Source organism: Acinetobacter sp. S-1, assembly GCF_059579785.1.
Genome location: NZ_CM184207.1, coordinates 496,473 through 515,474, shown reverse-complemented (window position 1 = coordinate 515,474; position 19,002 = coordinate 496,473). Strand labels below are relative to the sequence as shown.

Genomic DNA, 19,002 nt, shown 5'->3' with positions numbered 1-19,002 from the left:
GGAAGTTATGATTATACAGCAATATAAAATTGTCTTTGCAGGTAGCATGGGGGCAGGAAAAACAGAAGCGATTAAATCGCTATCTGAAATTCCAATTCTGGAAACAGAAGCATTCAACACTGATGTACAAAGCCACCAGAAAACCCAGACCACTGTAGGCATTGATTATGGTGAAATTACTTTAGATGATGGAATCAAAATCGGACTCTATGGTACCCCAGGACAAAACCGTTTTGATTTTATATGGTCGGTCATTTGTGAAGGTGCAATCGGCGTTATTTTATTATTAGATCACAATAGTCCTAATCCGATTGACGAGCTAGAAAGCTACTTAGAAACTTTTAAAAATTATAACGATAATATTGCGATTGGTATTACTCATGTTGATGAAAATAAAGAATCGTCACTTCAACAATATCGTCATTGGATAAAAGAAAACGGACTGTCATATCCATTGTTTTTTATTGATGCACGCGAGCAAGAACAAATTTTAATGATGGTTGAATCATTAATTGCATCACTTGAAATCAAAGTAGGTTTAACATCTCAAGGGAATGATCATGCTTAGTATTCCAACTCAGAAACGCACCGCCCCGACACAATTGCTACAGCTAGCAAAAACTGAAGCTCATAATATTTTGATGAATACGCGTGGTGTTGATTTTGTCATGATTTGCTCTTCTGATGGTTTTGAATTAGCGACAGTAAGTCATAAAAACTACCATAACACCACCAAATTAGCGGCGGTGAGTAGCTCAATTTTGGCAATGGTCACTGCTTTTTTAAAAGAGATTCAGCTCACTGGCTGTAACAACATTACTTTAGATGCAGATAATGGTAAGGCTATTCTGACGGCTATTCCAGCAACTCATCACCCGATGGTTATGGTCACGCTCAGCAATAAAGAGGTACTTTTAGGACAACTCTTGTATAGCCTAAAAAAAGCAAGTCAGTTGATTGCAGAGGCTGATGGAGAATAAATCAAGACTTTTGATCGAAAATAAAAACCGCTCAAATAGAGCGGTTTTTTAATTAAATTTGAATACTAAATAACATTTGCCGTTTTTTTACTTGCTGTCCTTGCTGACCTAACACATCTTCAACTACACCATCCACATCAGATTTAATCTGTTGCTGGATTTTCATAGCCTCAAGCACTAATAAAGTTTGACCTTTCACGACTTGATCGCCTTTATTAACCAAAATATTTACCACAGCGCCATCCATCGGCGCACGAATATTGCCATCACCCGCCACATCAGCTATTTCTGGGGCAGCATAAGTTACGTTGCGAATTGCAACATTGCCATTATCCCGATCTAGATAAAGCTGATCATCATTTAATACATATTGCACACGGCGACGTACACCATCAATTAAATAAATCAGTTGCTCTGGTGTTCTCTCAAGCACTTCCATACAAACTGATTGATCACAGAGCTGTACCTTAAAGGTATTGTTCTCGGATGAGAGCTGTAATTGGATACTCTGATCATCACATTTCAACTTCAAAGGTAATGACACACCAAGACCCGTTTGCCATGCCACAGTTCCTTTGCTTTGGCTAAATAATGCCGCAGCAATCGCTAAGGTTTCTAAAGATAGAATCTGCTTATCTAGACTGCCATCATCTTGAAAATGCTGCTGAATAAATGCTGTATTGGTATCACCAGCCACCACAACTGGATGGCGTAGTAAATTGACCAAGAACTGCTTATTACTGTTCACTCCAAGTAAAACACAGTCATCTACGGCACGAGCCAGTAAGCGAATCGCATCCTCACGGGTTTTCCCATATGCGATCACCTTCGCCACCATTGGATCATAGAAAGGGCTAACCTCATCAGTTGCTAATATGCCATGATCTATTCGTACATTTGGCAAAGTTGCTGGCTGCCAACGCAGAACTTGTCCTGTTTGTGGTAAGAAATCTTGCCGTGGATCTTCTGCATACAAACGTACTTCAATAGCATGTCCGTTTAAAGTCAATTCATGTTGTTGCAGTGGTAAATGCTCACCATTGGCAACACGCAACTGCCATTCAACCAAGTCCAATCCTGTAATAAGCTCAGTCACAGGATGTTCTACCTGTAAGCGGGTATTCATTTCCAAAAAATAAAATGCACCCGATGCATCAAGTAAAAACTCAACCGTTCCCGCACCGACATAAGCACATGCTTTTGCCGCTGCCACAGCTGCCTCACCCATTTGCAGACGTAGTTCAGGTGTCATGACCGGACACGGCGCCTCTTCAACGACCTTTTGGTGACGGCGCTGGATTGAACAATCACGCTCAAACAAATAAACATAATTGCCGTGTGTATCGCCAAAAATCTGAATTTCGACATGGCGCGGAGCAATGACAGCTTTTTCTAAAATAAGCTCGCCTGAACCAAAGGCATTTTCAGCTTCTGAACGTGCTGTTTGTAATGCCTCAATCAATTCAGTTGCTTGTTGTACCAAACGCATGCCACGACCGCCGCCACCCGCAGAAGCTTTTACCATAATTGGAAAGCCAATCTGCTCAGCTTGATCTGCTAAATATTCAAGATCTTGACGATCGCCTTCGTAACCCGGTACACAAGGGACACCTGCTTCAATCATGGCAATTTTTGAGAGGCGTTTACTGCCCATTAACTCAATTGCAGAAGCAGTAGGCCCAATAAATGTAATCTGGTTGTCGATACATGCCTGAGCAAAATCAGTATTTTCTGACAAAAAACCATAGCCAGGGTGAACTGCATCAGCACCTGTCTTTTTGCATGCATCTATTATCTTGGTAATTGAAAGATATGACTCAGATACTTTTGAAGCACCAATATAGACAGCTTCATCGGCCTCTTGCACATGGCGAGCATGACGGTCTGCATCGGAATAAACTGCGACAGTTTGATAGCCCATTGCCTTAGCAGTTTGCATGACTCGAACTGCAATTTCACCACGATTGGCAATCAGTACTTTTGAAAATTTCATTATTTTTATTCCTATCGCTTATGATTCATCGGTCCAATTCGGCAACCGTTTCTGAATAAAAGCCATCGTTCCTTCTTGTCCCTCGATACCACCAACTGCTTGAGCAAACTGCTGTGCAGCATCATCTAATAAATCACTCAAAGGCTCATTGAGCGTTCGATGTAACAGTGCTTTAGTCACGCGGGAAGCCTCGGGTGCGGCACGTTTAATGTGTTGAATAGTTTCCTGTAAAGCTTGTTCAAGCTCAATTTCATTATGTGCAATTTGATGAACCACACCGACACTTAGTGCTGTATGTCCTTCAAAACGCATGCCGAGTAAAGCAAGTCGGCGTGCCTGAGTCAGGCCAATACGTTTCACCACAAAAGGAGCAATTTGCGCAGGAATTACACCTAGACCCGTTTCAGGTAAACCAAACTGGGTATTGTCACGACTAATGGCAACATCGGAAACACATGCAAGACCAAATCCCCCACCTAACACTGCCCCCTCTAAAATGACCACAACAGTCTGCAGCGCAGCTTCGACTTGCTCAAGCATGGCACCAAAACGGCGGTTAAAGTCAGCATAAGGTTGTAGACTGCCGACATGAGTTGCTTCAACTCGTAAGGCAGCCATGTCTTTAATATCCCCACCTGCACAAAAAGCCCCGCCTTCACCACGGATAATCACCGCACGAATCGAAAGGTCATCGCGAATAGCAGCAAAAACTTGTTGAATGGCATTCACCATATTCAAGTTCATGGCATTACGGCTCTCTGGTCGATTTAACCAAAGGTATAAAATACTGCTGTCTTGTTCTAATTGAATGCTGTCATCAAGATCTAAAGCTTGTAGAGATGCTGAAAGTGTCATGGTGTATTCCTTATATTTATTTGTGCTTTTTAGGCAGAATATCCATCAACTTACAGATAATCCCCAACATAATCTCATCTGCCCCGCCCCCAATAGACCCTAGGCGGCCATCACGATACAGCTGCGACGCAGGGTTATCCCACATGAAGCCATTGCCGCCCCAGTATTGCAGACAACTATCAGCAACTTCACGAGTTAAACGTCCAGCTTTGAGCTTTGCCATAGACGCCAACATCGTGACATCTTCGCCCGCAATATGCTGTTCGCATGCTTGATAAGTTAATGCTTTGAGTGCTTCCACTTCGGTCATAAGTTCAGCAAAGCGGAAATGGATATATTGGTTATTAATGAGAGGTTGACCAAAAGTAGTACGCTCTTTGGTGTAATTAATTGTTTGCTGAATACAATGCTGCAAGCCACCAATCGCATTGGCACATGCCCATAAGCGCTCTTCCTGAAATTGCATCATTTGCATCATAAAACCCATACCTTCAACACCCACCAAGTTACGCTGAGGTACACGTACATTGTCTAAATAAACCTGCGCTGTGGTTGTTGAACGCATCCCTAATTTATTAAGTGGCTCTGAAAAACTAATCCCTTTGGTTTTTGCAGGTACGATAATCATCGATTTATTAACGTGTGGTTTATCATCAGACGTATTGGCTAAAAGACAAAAGAAGTCTGCCTGCAATGAGTTGGTAATCCACATTTTGCTGCCGTTAATGACATAGTCATCGCCATCTTTTTTAGCTGTAGTTTTAATGGCAGCAACATCCGAACCAGCATGTACTTCCGATACTGCAATGGATGCAACATATTCCCCAGCAATCGCTGGTGTTAAAAATTCATCACGTAATTCTTTGCTGCCAAAACGGGCCAAGGCTGGTGTTGCCATATCGGTTTGCACACCAATTGCCAAAGGCACCCCACCACAGGCTGCATAGCCAATTTCTTCAGCAACCACGAGGTTATACGAATAATCTAACGCTAAACCGCCATTTTCTTCTGGCTTGCAAATACCTAATAAACCAAGATCACCCATCTTCTTAAATACTTCATGGATTGGGAAACGTCCCGCAGCTTCCCATTCTGGAATATGTGGATTCAGCTCATTTTGAACAAATTGACGAGCTGTACGGCGTAATGCTTCATGTTCGGCAGTAAATTTCATGGTTTTATTCCTATTAATTTTTTTAATTGCGGTAAAGGTTGATTAAAAACGGGACACACCAAAACGAGTTGGATTTAGCTCTCGTTGCTGTGCTTCATAAATGGTTTGTAAAAGGAAAATTAATAATTTTCGGGTATCTCGGGGATCAATAATGCCATCGTCATGTAGCATGGCCGTATTGAAAAGCGCGGTAGATTGCTGTTCCAATTTCATGGCCGTACTTTGCTCAAGAAAATCGAGCATTTGCGGATTCGGTTCCTGACCGGAAGCTTTTTGTTTTCCTTCGGCAACAATACGCAGTACTTTTCCAGCTTGTGCAGCACCCATTACAGCAACATGCGAATTTGGCCAAGCAAAAATAAAGTCTGGTGATAAACTCCGACCACACATCGCGTAGTTGCCAGCGCCATATGACCCTGCTACAACGATCGAAATTTTAGGTACGGTACAATTGGCAACCGCTTGAATCAGTTTTGAGCCATGTTTAATAATGCCATTTTGCTCTGCATCGGTTCCCACCATAAAACCAGTAGTGTTATGCAAAAATAATAATGGACGCTTAGTCTGTTCACACAGATGTATAAACTGAGCTGCCTTCGCTGCCCCTTGAGGTGTAATCGGGCCATTATTTGTAATAATACCGACATGTAATCCGCCAATCTTTGCCCAGCCACACACCGCTAAATCATCATATTCCTGCTTAAATTCTAGAAAATCTGAATCATCAATAATGCGGGCAACCACTTCTTTCATATTGAATGGGTGTTTAGGGTCACTTGGAATCACACCCAACAGTTCCTCGGAATCGTAACGAGGTTCTTTATAAGTCGTTTCAACTGGCTTGATTTGCTCTTTCCAATTCAGGTGTTCAAAAATTTCACGTGCCAGTCGAATCCCATCGGCATCATTTTCAGCCAGATATTCTGCGGTTCCGGCAACTTGCGCATGCATTTCTGCTCCGCCCAATTCTTCAGCTGTTGCTACTTCACCAGTCGCAGCTAAAAGTAAAGGTGGACCTGCAAGAAGCATTTCGGTTTGTTTGCGTACAGCAATGACATAATCGGAAAGTCCGGGTTGATAAGCCCCTCCTGCCGTTGCATTACCATGCACCACTGCAAGTTGGGGAATACCTGCCGCAGAAAGACGTGCCTGATTGGCAAAGGTCATGCCGCCATAGGTAAATACTTCTGCCGCATAATTTAAGTTGGCACCGCCACTTTCGGTCAGCGTAATCAGTGGGAGTTTTTGTTCTAAAGCAATTTTTTGCAAGCGCAAGGTTTTCTGTACACCCATGGGTGACATGGTCCCGCCTTTAATCGCGCTATTACTTGCAGAGACCAGACAACGCACACCACTGACAAAACCAAGGCCAGCAATTACCCCACCACCAGCTTCCGAGCCATCTTTATCATCATGCATGTTGTAACCAACCAAACCGCATAGTTCGATAAAAGGCGAATCGGCATCAAGTAATAATCGTACACGCTCATGCGGCAAAATCTTGCCTTTCTTGTCAAACTTCGGTTTGGCAGCATACGATTTATCAATACTTTTTTGTTGAATGGCACGGACTTCACTCAGTTGAGTAAGCAATGCCTCTTTATTCTTTTGATAATGTTCACTACCAACAGCAATTTCGGATTGGAGAATAGTCACTGTTACTCCTCCTCAGCCTCAGTCTTTTTCTGAAAAATTTCAGGAATAAACGCGCGATGGAAACCATTATAAGACTGACTATTTGTCGCATCAGCTAGTGGATACATTCGTGTTCCTTGCGATGCAGCGCCATCAATACGCAAAGTTACACCTGACACAAAAGCCGCAGCATCTGACAGTAAATAACAAATCGCCGATGAAACTTCTGATTCAGTTCCCATACGTTTTAACGGAACATTTCCAGCAAGGCTTGGAATAATCACTTTGGCAAAATCACCGCTATAATTATCCATACCGGATGACACAATCCACCCCGGTGCAACCGCATTTACACGAACGCCAGATTTGCCCCACTCAACCGATGCTGTTTTAGTTAAGTTATCAACCCCTGAACGCGCAGCACCAGAATGTCCCATCCCTGGCATGCCGCCCCACATATCAGCTGTCATGTTGACGATACTGCCACCATGTTTAGCCATCCATTGGTTATAAGCTTCACGCATTAAATAGAAAGTTGCATGCAAGTTATTACGCACCACTGCATCGAAACCATTCGCTGAAATATTCTCTAAAGCTGAGGGGAACTGGCCGCCAGCATTATTTACCAAGCCATCTAATTTGCCGAATTTCTCAATCACTTCGGCAATCATATTTTTCACTTGTTCTTCTTCACGGTTATCACAAACAATGAAATGAACTAAGCCCCCATCTTCTATAATTTCTTGGCTTACTTTCTCTAATTTTTCAATTTTGCGTCCCGTAATCACTACTTGTGCACCCAAAGCGGCAAGTTCATGTGCCGTACAACGGCCAATACCTGAGCCCCCACCTGTCACAATAATGACTTTATTGGCGAAAGCATCTGATCTAAATATTGATTGATAACTCATCTTTGTTTCATCCATTCATTTTATTTTTCTAAAAGATGTGCCGGAACTTTAACAGGCATATCCAATAATTGCTGTGCAAATGCTTTGCCTTGTGGATCGATACGTAAGCTTGCAACACCACCGCCACCCAAGGCATTTTCCAACATAAAATTCAGTGCATTCAAACCCGGTAACTCATAACGGATTACTCGCCCTTTCTCAGCATCCAAGACATGTTGCATATAGCTTGCAACAGCCTCTTCCGTAAGTGCTGCACGGATCCATGGCAAATATTCTGCTTTACGTGCAATCACACCGATATTGCTATGATTGCCTTTATCACCACTGCGGGCATGCGCAATTTCAATCAGAGCAACTTCAATTTCATTCCCTTGATAAACTGCACTTTCACCTGCCGTCAATGTAGGCAATTGCTCTGTAGAAACCCCTGGTGGAATTTCAACCGCGTAACGTTGGCCATCAAAATCGATTTCAACATTGACCTGATTTTTATCGATTAAAAATGAAAATAATTTAATCACTGGAGATGCTTTTGGACGCCCTCCCACAATCCCTGCCAAAGCTGGAGCCATACCTGTTGAAGCCTGCGCAATTTCAGATGCAAAGAACATACATGCTTCTTTGAACATGTGTTTTACAGTTATTTTGACCACAACTTCACGACTATTTAATGTTTGGGCATGTTCGCCATAGGTACTTTCAATACCTAAAATTTCAACAGACTTTTCACTAAAAGGTGGTACCGAACGCATTGCTAAAACACGTTCGCACTTAGTCAAAATCGCATCAGCAATGACTTGTGCTTTTTGTGGTGCCTCACGTCCTGCAATTAAAAAACTCACTAAAACCCGATAACCATCTGGATAGGTCGCACTGACTTTATATCGCGCAGTCGGTGCTTGACCTTTTGTACCCGTCACACGAACCCGGTGCTCCCCAACTTGTTCTAAATGCACGTGGCTGAAATCAGCAATTACATCGGGTAGTAAATACGCTTGAGGATTACCAATTTCATAAACAATTTGCTCTGCAACTGTAGCAGTAGAAACCAGACCACCTGTACCTTGAGGCTTAGTTACAACAAATGAGCCATCTTCACTCACTTCAACCACTGGAAAGCCCATGTTGTCGAAGCCCTGTACCAATTGCCAATCGGTAAAATTACCACCCGTACATTGGGCTCCACATTCAATCACATGACCTGCCAACGAACCTTGCGCCAATTTGTCATAGTCATCTAAAGACCACTGATATTCATGAAGTAAGGGTGCAAGTACCACAGCAGAGTCAACCACACGACCCGTAATCACAATATCTGCGCCTAAGTCTAAAGCATTGCGAATAGGGACCGCGCCTAAATAAGCATTACTGCTCGCCACCTGTTCTGGCAAAGCTTCTCCACTAAACATTTCCTGAATATTTTGTTGCTTGAGTTGTTCATGCTGCGCTAAAAGATCATCGCCTAAAACCACGGCAACTTTCAGGTCTAGACCATATTCTTTAATTATTTTTTGCAAGGCATCTCGACACGCCAGTGGATTAACACCACCCGCATTACTAATCACCTTAATCTTTTTCTCTGCAATTTTTTTAAGTAGAGGCGCCATGACACGACTGACAAAATCTAAAGCATAGCCATGTTTTGGTTCTACGATCTTCGCTTTTGCCATAATCGACATGGTGATCTCGGATAAATAATCAAAAACCAAATAATTAATATCGGTCAAATGTACTAATTGGAAAGCGGCAGTATTGGTGTCTCCCCAAAAACCTGAGGCACAACCTATTTTTATGACACACTCACCATCCTGTTGATTACTGGCCATCTTGTTTCTCATTATTTTGTTTAAAAATTACACTCAACATTACCAAGCAAGCGCTTGGTTTGTAAAGAGCAAAATGTTATTGTGAAATTGACTAAAACTGCCAAACTCGACAACTAGCCTAAAACATGATGAGATTTAGCAAAATTTTTTCCGTAAATATTTTTATATAAAGGATTCAGCTTTCGTATGATTGCTACTTCAATTGAACAGATTCCAAATATTTCTTGCTTTGATGATAGTCCACGAGGTCGTTTATTACAGGGGGCTGCCTATCTATTTCACAAGCAAGGCTATGACAAAACTACTGTACGCGAACTTGCTCAATTTATTGGGATTCAATCAGGTAGCTTGTTCCACCACTTCAAAAGTAAAGATGACATCCTCGCTCACGTAATGGAGCAAACTATCACTCACAATCTTGCTCGTTTAGAAGAGGCAGCAGCTCAATCTACCGATCCAGAACATCAATTACGAGCTCTTATTAAAGCAGAACTCATTTCAATTACTGGAGATACTGGTGCAGCTATGGCTGTTTTGGTTTATGAGTGGTTTGCGCTGTCAAAAGAAAAACAAGATTATCTTTTAGAAATGCGTAATGAATATGAACAAATCTGGTTAGATGTCATTGAAAAGTTACGCACTCAAAGCAAGATAAAACATGATGCCTTTATTTGGCGAAGATTAGTTGGTGGTGCGATTTCATGGACTGTCACTTGGTATAAATCTGAAGGTAAAGTCAAAATTGATGAGTTAACCGAAATGGTTTGGGAGATGGCATTAAAATGAGTTTAGTCTATTTGTGTAAACCCAAGAAAGGTGACCTTGTAGAGATTCAAGCAGCCTATGAACGTAGTATTCAATTACACCAACCTTGGACATATCCACCAGCCGACTTTCAAAGATATCTAGAACAAGAGCATCGCTATTTTGTTTGCTTAACTCAAGACCACAGTATTGTTGGAACTTTTAACATCTCTAATGTCATTAGAGGTCATTTCTATTCAGCTTACTTGGGCTATGAAGCATTCCACCCCTATCAAGGTCATGGCTACATGAAACAAGGGCTAAAGTTATTAATCAAAGAGGCCTTTGAAAAACTAAACTTGCATCGGCTAGAAGCAAATATACAACCTGATAACATTGCCTCAATTCAACTGGTTGCCAATGCCGGTTTCATAAAAGAAGGCTTTTCTCGCCAATATCTTCGTATTGGCGGAAAAACTTGGAAAGATCATGAGAGATGGGCAGTTTTAAACGAACAATGGGTTGATCCGTTACAACTAATACTCGAAGAAGATTAGGTAGTACAAAACCACCTAATCCATAAATCAGTAACCGAGCTGCTTACTAATCAAATCTTTCATAATTTCTTCAGCACCGCCACCAATCATATTCACCTTCACTTCACGGTAAATACGCTCAGATTTTGTCCCACGCATAAAGCCCATACCACCTAAGGTTTGCACAGCAGCATCAGCACAAAATTGCATAGCACGTGTTGCCACATTCTTAAGCATCGAAATCTGTGCGACTAACTCAGGGCCTTGTAATTGCGGCTGTGTCATTTTCCATGCAGTTTCTTCAAGCAAAGCACGTGTTGAGGTTAATTGCGTTGCCATATCTACCAATTTATGACGAACCACTTGATGATCTATTAATCGCTTACCAAAAGTTTTTCGTTGCTGTGCCCAATCTAAAGCTTCTTCATAACAGACTAAAGCATAGCCATACGCCACTACACCCAAGAAAAAACGCTCCATATTAAAATTATTCATAATAACTTTAAAACCAGCATTTTCTTTACCGAGCAGATTTGATGCAGGTACTCTCACTTGATCAAAATGCAAATGAGCTGTATCAGAAGCCCACCATCCCATTTTCTTTAAAGGTGTTTTAGTAATTCCCTCACTGTGCGCATCAACGAGCAACATTGAAATGCCTTCAGCACCTGTTTTGGTTGGATCTGTACGCACTGCAACAGTATAGTAATCTGCACGAATTCCCGATGTGATAAATGTTTTCTCACCCGAGACAACATAATAGTCACCATCACGAACAGCTTTAGTTTGTAATGCAGCCACATCAGAACCACCGCCTGGTTCTGTAATCGCCAATGCTGAAATCTTTTCACCAGAAATAATCCCTGGTAAAACTTTTGACTTTAATTCTTCGCTACCAAAATGCTGAATCGGTGGTGCTCCAATTGTATGTACCATGAGTGAAATATGTACTCCACCCGAACCAGCTTTTGCCATTTCTACACCAGCCAGTAATGAATAAAATGGATCTGCATCGGGAATACCGCCATATTCCTCAGAAAAACCTAAACCTAATAGACCAATTTCAGCAGCCTTTTTATATAGCTCTCTTGGGAATGTCTCAGCCTCATCCCATTCATTAACGAAAGGAGCCATTTCTTTTTGTACAAATCGACGAACATTATCAGCAAAAGCAATATGTTGTTCATTATAGTAAATTGGGTTGGGTTGCATTTCTACAGGTGTCCTGATGTTTTTATTTAATTCCAGAACATATCTTGTCATGTTTGCCATCAATCAAAAGTTGCAAGAATCTCCATTTTCTTGGCATAAAACATCAAAGCCTATTCTTTTTATTCAAATACAATGCAATGCCTATACTCTTAAGCAACAACGGAAACCACGAGCAGCATAATAAGACTGCGCTCCATTATGATAAATAAAGACACGACCATATCGACGATCAGCAAAAAGTGCTCCATCTAGTTTACGAATCTCATTTGGGGTTTTGAGCCAACTTGATGTTTTAAGATCAAACTCTTCAATTTCTTGTAGTTGGTAATATTGCTCTTCTGTTAAAAGTTCAACTCCCATTTCCTTAGCTACATCTATTGCGCTATTTTTAGGAGGATGATCTTTTCTAGATTCTAAAGCCTCACGATCATAGCAAAGGCTTCTACGACCTTTAGGTGTCTCAAGAGAGCAATCTACAAATAAATATTCGTCTTTCTGCTGGTCAAAAACAATAACATCAGGCTCTCCTCCTGTATTTTCCATTTCCTGCAATGACCAAAGTTTATCAGGAACCTTAATTAGTTTATTTTGCACATCCGACCAATCCATTTCTGTATGACGATGTGTATTTTTTTCAAATCTATTCCTTAATAATTCAAGGAGTAACTCTATTTGCTTTTGAGTGAGCTGTTTTTTATTTACCATTAAATAAGTCCTTATATTTATTAAATTGAATGGCCATCAAAATAATTTATTTTTTAATATCAATAGCTTTCATACCTATATCTCTTCATTAGGCTCCATAATTAAGATAATCAATAATCGTTTACTATATATTTAATTCCAAAAGTGTCCACAACGCTTACATCTATTACCATTTTTAAAAGAAAATAAAGGTAGGCCAAAAAACATAAACGCTAAAAAGGCAGATTTTTTTCCTTTAGTATTAACTTCTATATCCAAACTTCCACACTCAGGGCAACATTCTTTACTCTCCCCGAACTTTTGTTCAAGCTCATCACTAAAGTCTTTTTCAAGAAATGACTTCGCTTCATCAACATAGTTCTCTGGAACTAATAAACGAACCCCACCTAAAGCATTAGAATAAAACCAATCCATATTAATTGTATGCTCATTTTCAATATAAACAGGAATTCCAAATGCTTCTAGTTGAGTCTTTGCAATTTGTGCCTCATAAGGAAACGAGAAAGTTTTAATTACGATCCATTGCATATTAAATTTCTAATTAGGTAAATAATTTTAGAGTAGATTTATTTCTTTATAATTTGAATAAGTTTTAATGTTTAAAGATTGAGGATACAAATTCCACGCAATAAAAAACACCCCCATTCATTAGAACGGGGGTGTTTAGAATAATGAGCTGGCGATGACTTACTCTCACATGGGTAACCCCACACTACCATCAGCGCTAAGAGGTTTCACTTCTGAGTTCGGGAAGGGATCAGGTGGTTCACTCTTGCTATGGTCGCCAGCACAACTGGTATGGATACTTGCTTCGTTTTATTCACTGTGTGATACGTTGCGTTTTCCAAATCTTTACAGATGGGCTGATTGGTCTGATTTTTCGTTGTTCATTTTAGCTAGTAGTATAACTAAATCAAGTTGCTTTGCATGTTTATGAATCGATTGATGCTTCATATACAACTGCTTGGGTGTTGTATAGTCAAGCCTCACGAGCAATTAGTATTGGTCAGCTTCACATATCACTATGCTTCCACATCCAACCTATCAACGTCCTAGTCTCGAACGGCTCTTTAGAGGAATAAATTCCTAGGGAAATCTTATCTTGAGGTAGGCTTCCCGCTTAGATGCTTTCAGCGGTTATCCCTTCCGAACATAGCTACCCGGCGATGCGACTGGCGTCACAACCGGTACACCAGAGGTTCGTCCACTCTGGTCCTCTCGTACTAGGAGCAGATCCTCTCAAATTTCCAGCGCCCACGGTAGATAGGGACCGAACTGTCTCACGACGTTCTAAACCCAGCTCGCGTACCTCTTTAAATGGCGAACAGCCATACCCTTGGGACCTGCTTCAGCCCCAGGATGAGATGAGCCGACATCGAGGTGCCAAACACCGCCGTCGATATGAACTCTTGGGCGGTATCAGCCTGTTATCCCCAGAGTACCTTTTATCCGTTGAGCGATGGCCCTTCCATACAGAACCACCGGATCACTAAGACCTACTTTCGTACCTGCTCGACTTGTGGGTCTCGCAGTTAAGCGCGCTTTTGCCTTTATACTCTACGCGTGATTTCCGACCACGCTGAGCGCACCTTCGTACTCCTCCGTTACTCTTTAGGAGGAGACCGCCCCAGTCAAACTACCCACCAGACACGGTCCTCGTCCCGGATAACGGGACAGAGTTAGAACCTCAACATTACCAGGGTGGTATTTCAAGGACGGCTCCATTGGAACTAGCGTTCCAACTTCAAAGCCTCCCACCTATCCTACACAAGTAAGGTCAAAGTTCAGTGTCAAGCTGCAGTAAAGGTTCACGGGGTCTTTCCGTCTAGCCGCGGGTACACTGCATCTTCACAGCGATTTCGATTTCACTGAGCCTCTGCTGGAGACAGCGCCGCCATCATTATGCCATTCGTGCAGGTCGGAACTTACCCGACAAGGAATTTCGCTACCTTAGGACCGTTATAGTTACGGCCGCCGTTTACTGGGGCTTCGATCAAGAGCTTCGCTTACGCTAACCCCATCAATTAACCTTCCAGCACCGGGCAGGCATCACACCCTATACGTCCACTTTCGTGTTTGCAGAGTGCTATGTTTTTAATAAACAGTTGCAGCGGCCTGGTTTCTGCGGCTGTCGTCAGCTCAGGAAGCAAGTTCCATCACCAACAACAGCGTACCTTCTCCCGAAGTTACGGTACCATTTTGCCTAGTTCCTTCAGCAGAGTTCTCTCAAGCGCCTTGGTCTACTCGACCTGACCACCTGTGTCGGTTTCGGGTACGATTCCTGTGTAACTGAAGCTTAGAGACTTTTCCTGGAAGCATGGTATCAGCCACTTCACTGTACAAGTACAGCTTGCTATCGGATCTCAGTATAGAGTACCCCGGATTTGCCTAAGATACATACCTACATCCTTCCACCTGGACAACCAACGCCAGGCTGACTTAACCTTCTCCGTCCTCTCATCGCATTACACAGAAGTATTGGAATATTAACCAATTTCCCATCGACTACGCCTTTCGGCCTCGCCTTAGGGGTCGACTCACCCAGCCCCGATTAACGTTGGACTGGAACCCTTGGTCTTTCGGCGAACGGGTTTTTCACCCGTTTTGTCGTTACTCACGTCAGCATTCGCACTTCTGATACCTCCAGCATACTTCTCAATACACCTTCATCGGCTTACAGAACGCTCCCCTACCACTTGACTAATGTCAAATCCGCAGCTTCGGCACATAGTTTTAGCCCCGTTACATCTTCCGCGCAGGCCGACTCGACTAGTGAGCTATTACGCTTTCTTTAAAGGGTGGCTGCTTCTAAGCCAACCTCCTAGCTGTCTATGCCTTCCCACATCGTTTCCCACTTAACTATGATTTTGGGGCCTTAGCTGGCGGTCTGGATTGTTTTCCTCTTGACTACGGACGTTAGCACCCGCAGTCTGTCTCCCGGATAGTACTCATAGGTATTCGGAGTTTGCATCGGTTTGGTAAGTCGGGATGACCCCCTAGCCGAAACAGTGCTCTACCCCCTATGGTATTCGTCCGAGGCGCTACCTAAATAGCTTTCGGGGAGAACCAGCTATCACCAGGCTTGATTAGCCTTTCACCCCTATCCACAAGTCATCCCCTGGCTTTTCAACGACAGTGGGTTCGGTCCTCCAGTTAGTGTTACCCAACCTTCAACCTGCTCATGGATAGATCGCCTGGTTTCGGGTCTATACCCAGCAACTAAACGCCCTATTAAGACTCGATTTCTCTACGGCTCCCCTATACGGTTAACCTCGCTACTGAATATAAGTCGCTGACCCATTATACAAAAGGTACGCAGTCACACCACGAAGGTGCTCCCACTGCTTGTATGCATGCGGTTTCAGGATCTATTTCACTCCCCTCACAGGGGTTCTTTTCGCCTTTCCCTCACGGTACTGGTTCACTATCGGTCAGTCAGGAGTATTTAGCCTTGGAGGATGGTCCCCCCATATTCAGACAAGGTTTCACGTGCCTCGCCCTACTCGTCATCATTATGTGTGCCCTTTCGTGTACGGGAATATCACCCTCTACGTTCGCACTTCCCAGAGCGTTCCACTAAAACACACATAACTTAATGGGCTGATCCCCGTTCGCTCGCCGCTACTGAGGGAATCTCAATTGATTTCTTTTCCTAAGGGTACTGAGATGTTTCACTTCCCCTCGTTCGCCTTGCAACACTATGTATTCATGTTGCAATACCTACCTTAAAGTAGGTGGGTTCCCCCATTCAGAAATCTCCGGATCAAAGGATATTTGCCGCCTCCCCGGAGCTTTTCGCAGGCTATCACGTCTTTCATCGCCTCTGACTGCCAAGGCATCCACCACATGCACTTAATTACTTGACTATACAACCCCAAACAGTCGTCAACACCTACAAGTGAGTGTTGTCCGTGCGATTCTTCATCGCTACTATCTGTTGTCTGTGTACTTAAACACTGTACAGCTTCAATCTAAATTCATATACCAAAACGCTTGATTCAGTTAATTTGCTAGTTCTCAATTCATCTAGATTAATTGCTTAATCTAAACTCTTGAGTGAACAATTTATTTCAGACTCAATTTTGCCAATCTGTTAATGAATAAACACGCCTTCGTCAGGTCATGCTTAATACCGTGATACTTAAATCACAGAAGTTAATAAACCAAGACCGAAATCTCTATTTACTAATTTCTGTAATCCGAACTTATCTTAAGTTCTGGTGGAGACTAGGAGAGTCGAACTCCTGACCTCCTGCGTGCAAAGCAGGCGCTCTACCAACTAAGCTAAGTCCCCAGCTTACATCATCAGTCATGTATCTTTTATCTATAACTTCAACCAGTCAAAGTCATGGTGGGTCTGACAAGACTTGAACTTGTGACCCCACGCTTATCAAGCGTGTGCTCTAACCAACTGAGCTACAGACCCTCAGATACATCTATGAAGAACAACTTGTTGTGGATTCTTACCAATCGTCAATCTTTCGTTAAGGAGGTGATCCAGCCGCAGGTTCCCCTACGGCTACCTTGTTACGACTTCACCCCAGTCATCGGCCACACCGTGGTAACCGCCCTCTTTGCAGTTAGGCTAGCTACTTCTGGTGCAACAAACTCCCATGGTGTGACGGGCGGTGTGTACAAGGCCCGGGAACGTATTCACCGCGGCATTCTGATCCGCGATTACTAGCGATTCCGACTTCATGGAGTCGAGTTGCAGACTCCAATCCGGACTACGATCGGCTTTTTGAGATTAGCATCCTATCGCTAGGTAGCAACCCTTTGTACCGACCATTGTAGCACGTGTGTAGCCCTGGCCGTAAGGGCCATGATGACTTGACGTCGTCCCCGCCTTCCTCCAGTTTGTCACTGGCAGTATCCTTAAAGTTCCCGACATTACTCGCTGGCAAATAAGGAAAAGGGTTGCGCTCGTTGCGGGACTTAACCCAACATCTCACGACACGAGCTGACGACAGCCATGCAGCACCTGTATGTAAGTTCCCGAAGGCACCAATCCATCTCTGGAAAGTTCTTACTATGTCAAGGCCAGGTAAGGTTCTTCGCGTTGCATCGAATTAAACCACATGCTCCACCGCTTGTGCGGGCCCCCGTCAATTCATTTGAGTTTTAGTCTTGCGACCGTACTCCCCAGGCGGTCTACTTATCGCGTTAGCTGCGCCACTAAAGCCTCAAAGGCCCCAACGGCTAGTAGACATCGTTTACGGCATGGACTACCAGGGTATCTAATCCTGTTTGCTCCCCATGCTTTCGCACCTCAGCGTCAGTGTTAGGCCAGATGGCTGCCTTCGCCATCGGTATTCCTCCAGATCTCTACGCATTTCACCGCTACACCTGGAATTCTACCATCCTCTCCCACACTCTAGCTAACCAGTATCGAATGCAATTCCCAAGTTAAGCTCGGGGATTTCACATTTGACTTAATTAGCCGCCTACGCGCGCTTTACGCCCAGTAAATCCGATTAACGCTTGCACCCTCTGTATTACCGCGGCTGCTGGCACAGAGTTAGCCGGTGCTTATTCTGCGAGTAACGTCCACTATCTCTAGGTATTAACTAAAGTAGCCTCCTCCTCGCTTAAAGTGCTTTACAACCATAAGGCCTTCTTCACACACGCGGCATGGCTGGATCAGGCTTGCGCCCATTGTCCAATATTCCCCACTGCTGCCTCCCGTAGGAGTCTGGGCCGTGTCTCAGTCCCAGTGTGGCGGATCATCCTCTCAGACCCGCTACAGATCGTCGCCTTGGTAGGCCTTTACCCCACCAACTAGCTAATCCGACTTAGGCTCATCTATTAGCGCAAGGTCCGAAGATCCCCTGCTTTCTCCCGTAGGACGTATGCGGTATTAGCATTCCTTTCGAAATGTTGTCCCCCACTAATAGGCAGATTCCTAAGCATTACTCACCCGTCCGCCGCTAAGATCAGTAGCAAGCTACCTCTCTCCGCTCGACTTGCATGTGTTAAGCCTGCCGCCAGCGTTCAATCTGAGCCATGATCAAACTCTTCAGTTAAAATCATTTTGTACCTTATTTAAAGACAAGGTACCAATTCTGGCTCATCAATTACTGACTTAAATTTCGCTCAAATAAACTTCGAGTAATTTAAACCAATCAATCAATGAAAATTATTTCGATTAATCAATCAGTAAAAATCCACACAAGTTGTTCTTCAATTCTCTTAATGATCTTCTTCCTGGTTCGTCACCAGCAAGCTAGGTCGGCTATATTACTCTTAATCTCTTAAAAGTCAACAGGTAATTTCGATATTTTTAAAACTTATCTATCAAACCAACTTATCATCAAATTCATCACTTAAAGCAATTAACTTAATCACAAGTAACTGTTTTTCAACAAGTTTCTATCTGCATCACCGCCGATGGATGTGCATTATAGACCATCTCATCCCCTTTGCAACCCCTT

13 protein-coding genes, 2 tRNA genes and 3 rRNA genes are annotated in these 19,002 nt (G+C 43.1%); 4 read left to right on the top strand and 14 right to left on the bottom strand.

The window, feature by feature from the left end:
* Positions 1–7: 7 nt before the first annotated feature.
* Both AC52J8_RS02545 and AC52J8_RS02540 read left to right on the top strand, forming a co-directional pair.
* Positions 8–568: a GTP-binding protein gene (locus tag AC52J8_RS02545; protein WP_086400385.1), complete on the top strand. Its 561-nt coding sequence runs from the start codon at positions 8–10 to the stop codon at positions 566–568.
* On the top strand, positions 561–980 hold the full coding sequence (locus tag AC52J8_RS02540; RefSeq protein WP_004796294.1) for a roadblock/LC7 domain-containing protein: 420 nt from the start codon (positions 561–563) through the stop codon (positions 978–980). Before AC52J8_RS02545 ends, AC52J8_RS02540 begins: the two co-directional genes overlap by 8 nt.
* Before the next feature lie 52 nt (positions 981–1,032).
* On the opposite strand, the gene AC52J8_RS02535 is transcribed toward AC52J8_RS02540, so the two are convergent.
* The 6 genes from AC52J8_RS02535 to AC52J8_RS02510 are packed head-to-tail and all read right to left on the bottom strand — an operon-like array spanning position 1,033 to position 9,374.
* A complete protein-coding gene (locus AC52J8_RS02535) occupies positions 1,033–2,973 on the bottom strand; it encodes an acetyl/propionyl/methylcrotonyl-CoA carboxylase subunit alpha (protein ID WP_086400384.1) in 1,941 nt (646 codons plus the stop codon).
* Between the two features lie 18 nt (positions 2,974–2,991).
* Positions 2,992–3,828, bottom strand: a complete 837-nt coding sequence (locus tag AC52J8_RS02530) for an enoyl-CoA hydratase/isomerase family protein (protein WP_086400383.1) — start codon at positions 3,826–3,828, stop codon at positions 2,992–2,994.
* A 16-nt stretch (positions 3,829–3,844) separates the two neighbouring features.
* Positions 3,845–5,002: an acyl-CoA dehydrogenase family protein gene (locus AC52J8_RS02525; RefSeq protein ID WP_086611621.1), complete on the bottom strand. Its 1,158-nt coding sequence runs from the start codon at positions 5,000–5,002 to the stop codon at positions 3,845–3,847.
* Positions 5,003–5,044: 42 nt separating this feature from the next.
* Positions 5,045–6,658 carry an acyl-CoA carboxylase subunit beta gene (locus tag AC52J8_RS02520; protein ID WP_086400381.1) on the bottom strand — a complete coding sequence of 538 codons (1,614 nt, stop codon included), beginning with the start codon at positions 6,656–6,658 and terminating at the stop codon, positions 5,045–5,047.
* Between the two features lie 2 nt (positions 6,659–6,660).
* Entirely contained in the window at positions 6,661–7,548 is an 888-nt protein-coding gene (locus AC52J8_RS02515; protein WP_197738965.1) for an SDR family oxidoreductase, read from the bottom strand.
* Positions 7,549–7,568: 20 nt separating this feature from the next.
* A complete protein-coding gene (locus tag AC52J8_RS02510; RefSeq protein WP_086400379.1) occupies positions 7,569–9,374 on the bottom strand; it encodes an acyclic terpene utilization AtuA family protein in 1,806 nt (601 codons plus the stop codon).
* A 186-nt stretch (positions 9,375–9,560) separates the two neighbouring features.
* Between AC52J8_RS02510 and AC52J8_RS02505 the strand changes: the two genes are divergently transcribed.
* Together AC52J8_RS02505 and AC52J8_RS02500 are read left to right on the top strand one after the other, a co-directional pair.
* Positions 9,561–10,160 carry a TetR/AcrR family transcriptional regulator gene (locus AC52J8_RS02505; RefSeq protein WP_086400378.1) on the top strand — a complete coding sequence of 200 codons (600 nt, stop codon included), beginning with the start codon at positions 9,561–9,563 and terminating at the stop codon, positions 10,158–10,160.
* Complete coding sequence (locus AC52J8_RS02500; protein WP_086400377.1) at positions 10,157–10,675, top strand: GNAT family N-acetyltransferase; 519 nt, start codon at positions 10,157–10,159, stop codon at positions 10,673–10,675. The genes AC52J8_RS02505 and AC52J8_RS02500 overlap by 4 nt, the downstream gene beginning before the upstream one ends.
* A gap of 27 nt (positions 10,676–10,702) precedes the next feature.
* Here AC52J8_RS02500 and AC52J8_RS02495 read toward each other — a convergent pair whose 3' ends face one another.
* The 8 genes from AC52J8_RS02495 to AC52J8_RS02460 form a co-directional block, all read right to left on the bottom strand.
* Positions 10,703–11,866: an acyl-CoA dehydrogenase family protein gene (locus AC52J8_RS02495; protein ID WP_017482432.1), complete on the bottom strand. Its 1,164-nt coding sequence runs from the start codon at positions 11,864–11,866 to the stop codon at positions 10,703–10,705.
* A gap of 141 nt (positions 11,867–12,007) precedes the next feature.
* Positions 12,008–12,571, bottom strand: coding sequence for a DUF4256 domain-containing protein (locus AC52J8_RS02490; protein WP_017482433.1), 564 nt, complete (start codon positions 12,569–12,571; stop codon positions 12,008–12,010).
* A 132-nt stretch (positions 12,572–12,703) separates the two neighbouring features.
* On the bottom strand, positions 12,704–13,099 hold the full coding sequence (locus AC52J8_RS02485) for a putative signal transducing protein (protein WP_017482434.1): 396 nt from the start codon (positions 13,097–13,099) through the stop codon (positions 12,704–12,706).
* Between the two features lie 146 nt (positions 13,100–13,245).
* Positions 13,246–13,360, bottom strand: a 5S ribosomal RNA gene (gene rrf / locus AC52J8_RS02480).
* A 186-nt stretch (positions 13,361–13,546) separates the two neighbouring features.
* A 23S ribosomal RNA gene (locus AC52J8_RS02475) occupies positions 13,547–16,437 on the bottom strand.
* Positions 16,438–16,789: 352 nt separating this feature from the next.
* A tRNA-Ala gene (locus AC52J8_RS02470) sits at positions 16,790–16,865 on the bottom strand.
* A gap of 55 nt (positions 16,866–16,920) precedes the next feature.
* A tRNA-Ile gene (locus AC52J8_RS02465) sits at positions 16,921–16,997 on the bottom strand.
* 59 nt (positions 16,998–17,056) lie between these two features.
* Positions 17,057–18,594 (bottom strand): 16S ribosomal RNA (locus AC52J8_RS02460).
* Together the 16S, 23S and 5S rRNA genes with 2 tRNA genes alongside form the textbook arrangement of a ribosomal RNA operon.
* Positions 18,595–19,002 lie beyond the last annotated feature (408 nt).

Excerpts from the sequence above, each read along its gene's own strand:
- AC52J8_RS02545 (WP_086400385.1), top strand. The coding sequence starts at position 8 with ATGATTATACAGCAATATAAAATTGTCTTTGCAGGTAGCATGGGGGCA.
- AC52J8_RS02540 (WP_004796294.1), top strand. The coding sequence starts at position 561 with ATGCTTAGTATTCCAACTCAGAAACGCACCGCCCCGACACAATTGCTA.
- AC52J8_RS02535 (WP_086400384.1), bottom strand. The coding sequence starts at position 2,973 with ATGAAATTTTCAAAAGTACTGATTGCCAATCGTGGTGAAATTGCAGTT.
- AC52J8_RS02530 (WP_086400383.1), bottom strand. The coding sequence starts at position 3,828 with ATGACACTTTCAGCATCTCTACAAGCTTTAGATCTTGATGACAGCATT.
- AC52J8_RS02525 (WP_086611621.1), bottom strand. The coding sequence starts at position 5,002 with ATGAAATTTACTGCCGAACATGAAGCATTACGCCGTACAGCTCGTCAA.
- AC52J8_RS02515 (WP_197738965.1), bottom strand. The coding sequence starts at position 7,548 with ATGAGTTATCAATCAATATTTAGATCAGATGCTTTCGCCAATAAAGTC.
- AC52J8_RS02510 (WP_086400379.1), bottom strand. The coding sequence starts at position 9,374 with ATGGCCAGTAATCAACAGGATGGTGAGTGTGTCATAAAAATAGGTTGT.
- AC52J8_RS02505 (WP_086400378.1), top strand. The coding sequence starts at position 9,561 with ATGATTGCTACTTCAATTGAACAGATTCCAAATATTTCTTGCTTTGAT.
- AC52J8_RS02500 (WP_086400377.1), top strand. The coding sequence starts at position 10,157 with ATGAGTTTAGTCTATTTGTGTAAACCCAAGAAAGGTGACCTTGTAGAG.
- AC52J8_RS02495 (WP_017482432.1), bottom strand. The coding sequence starts at position 11,866 with ATGCAACCCAACCCAATTTACTATAATGAACAACATATTGCTTTTGCT.
- AC52J8_RS02490 (WP_017482433.1), bottom strand. The coding sequence starts at position 12,571 with ATGGTAAATAAAAAACAGCTCACTCAAAAGCAAATAGAGTTACTCCTT.
- AC52J8_RS02485 (WP_017482434.1), bottom strand. The coding sequence starts at position 13,099 with ATGCAATGGATCGTAATTAAAACTTTCTCGTTTCCTTATGAGGCACAA.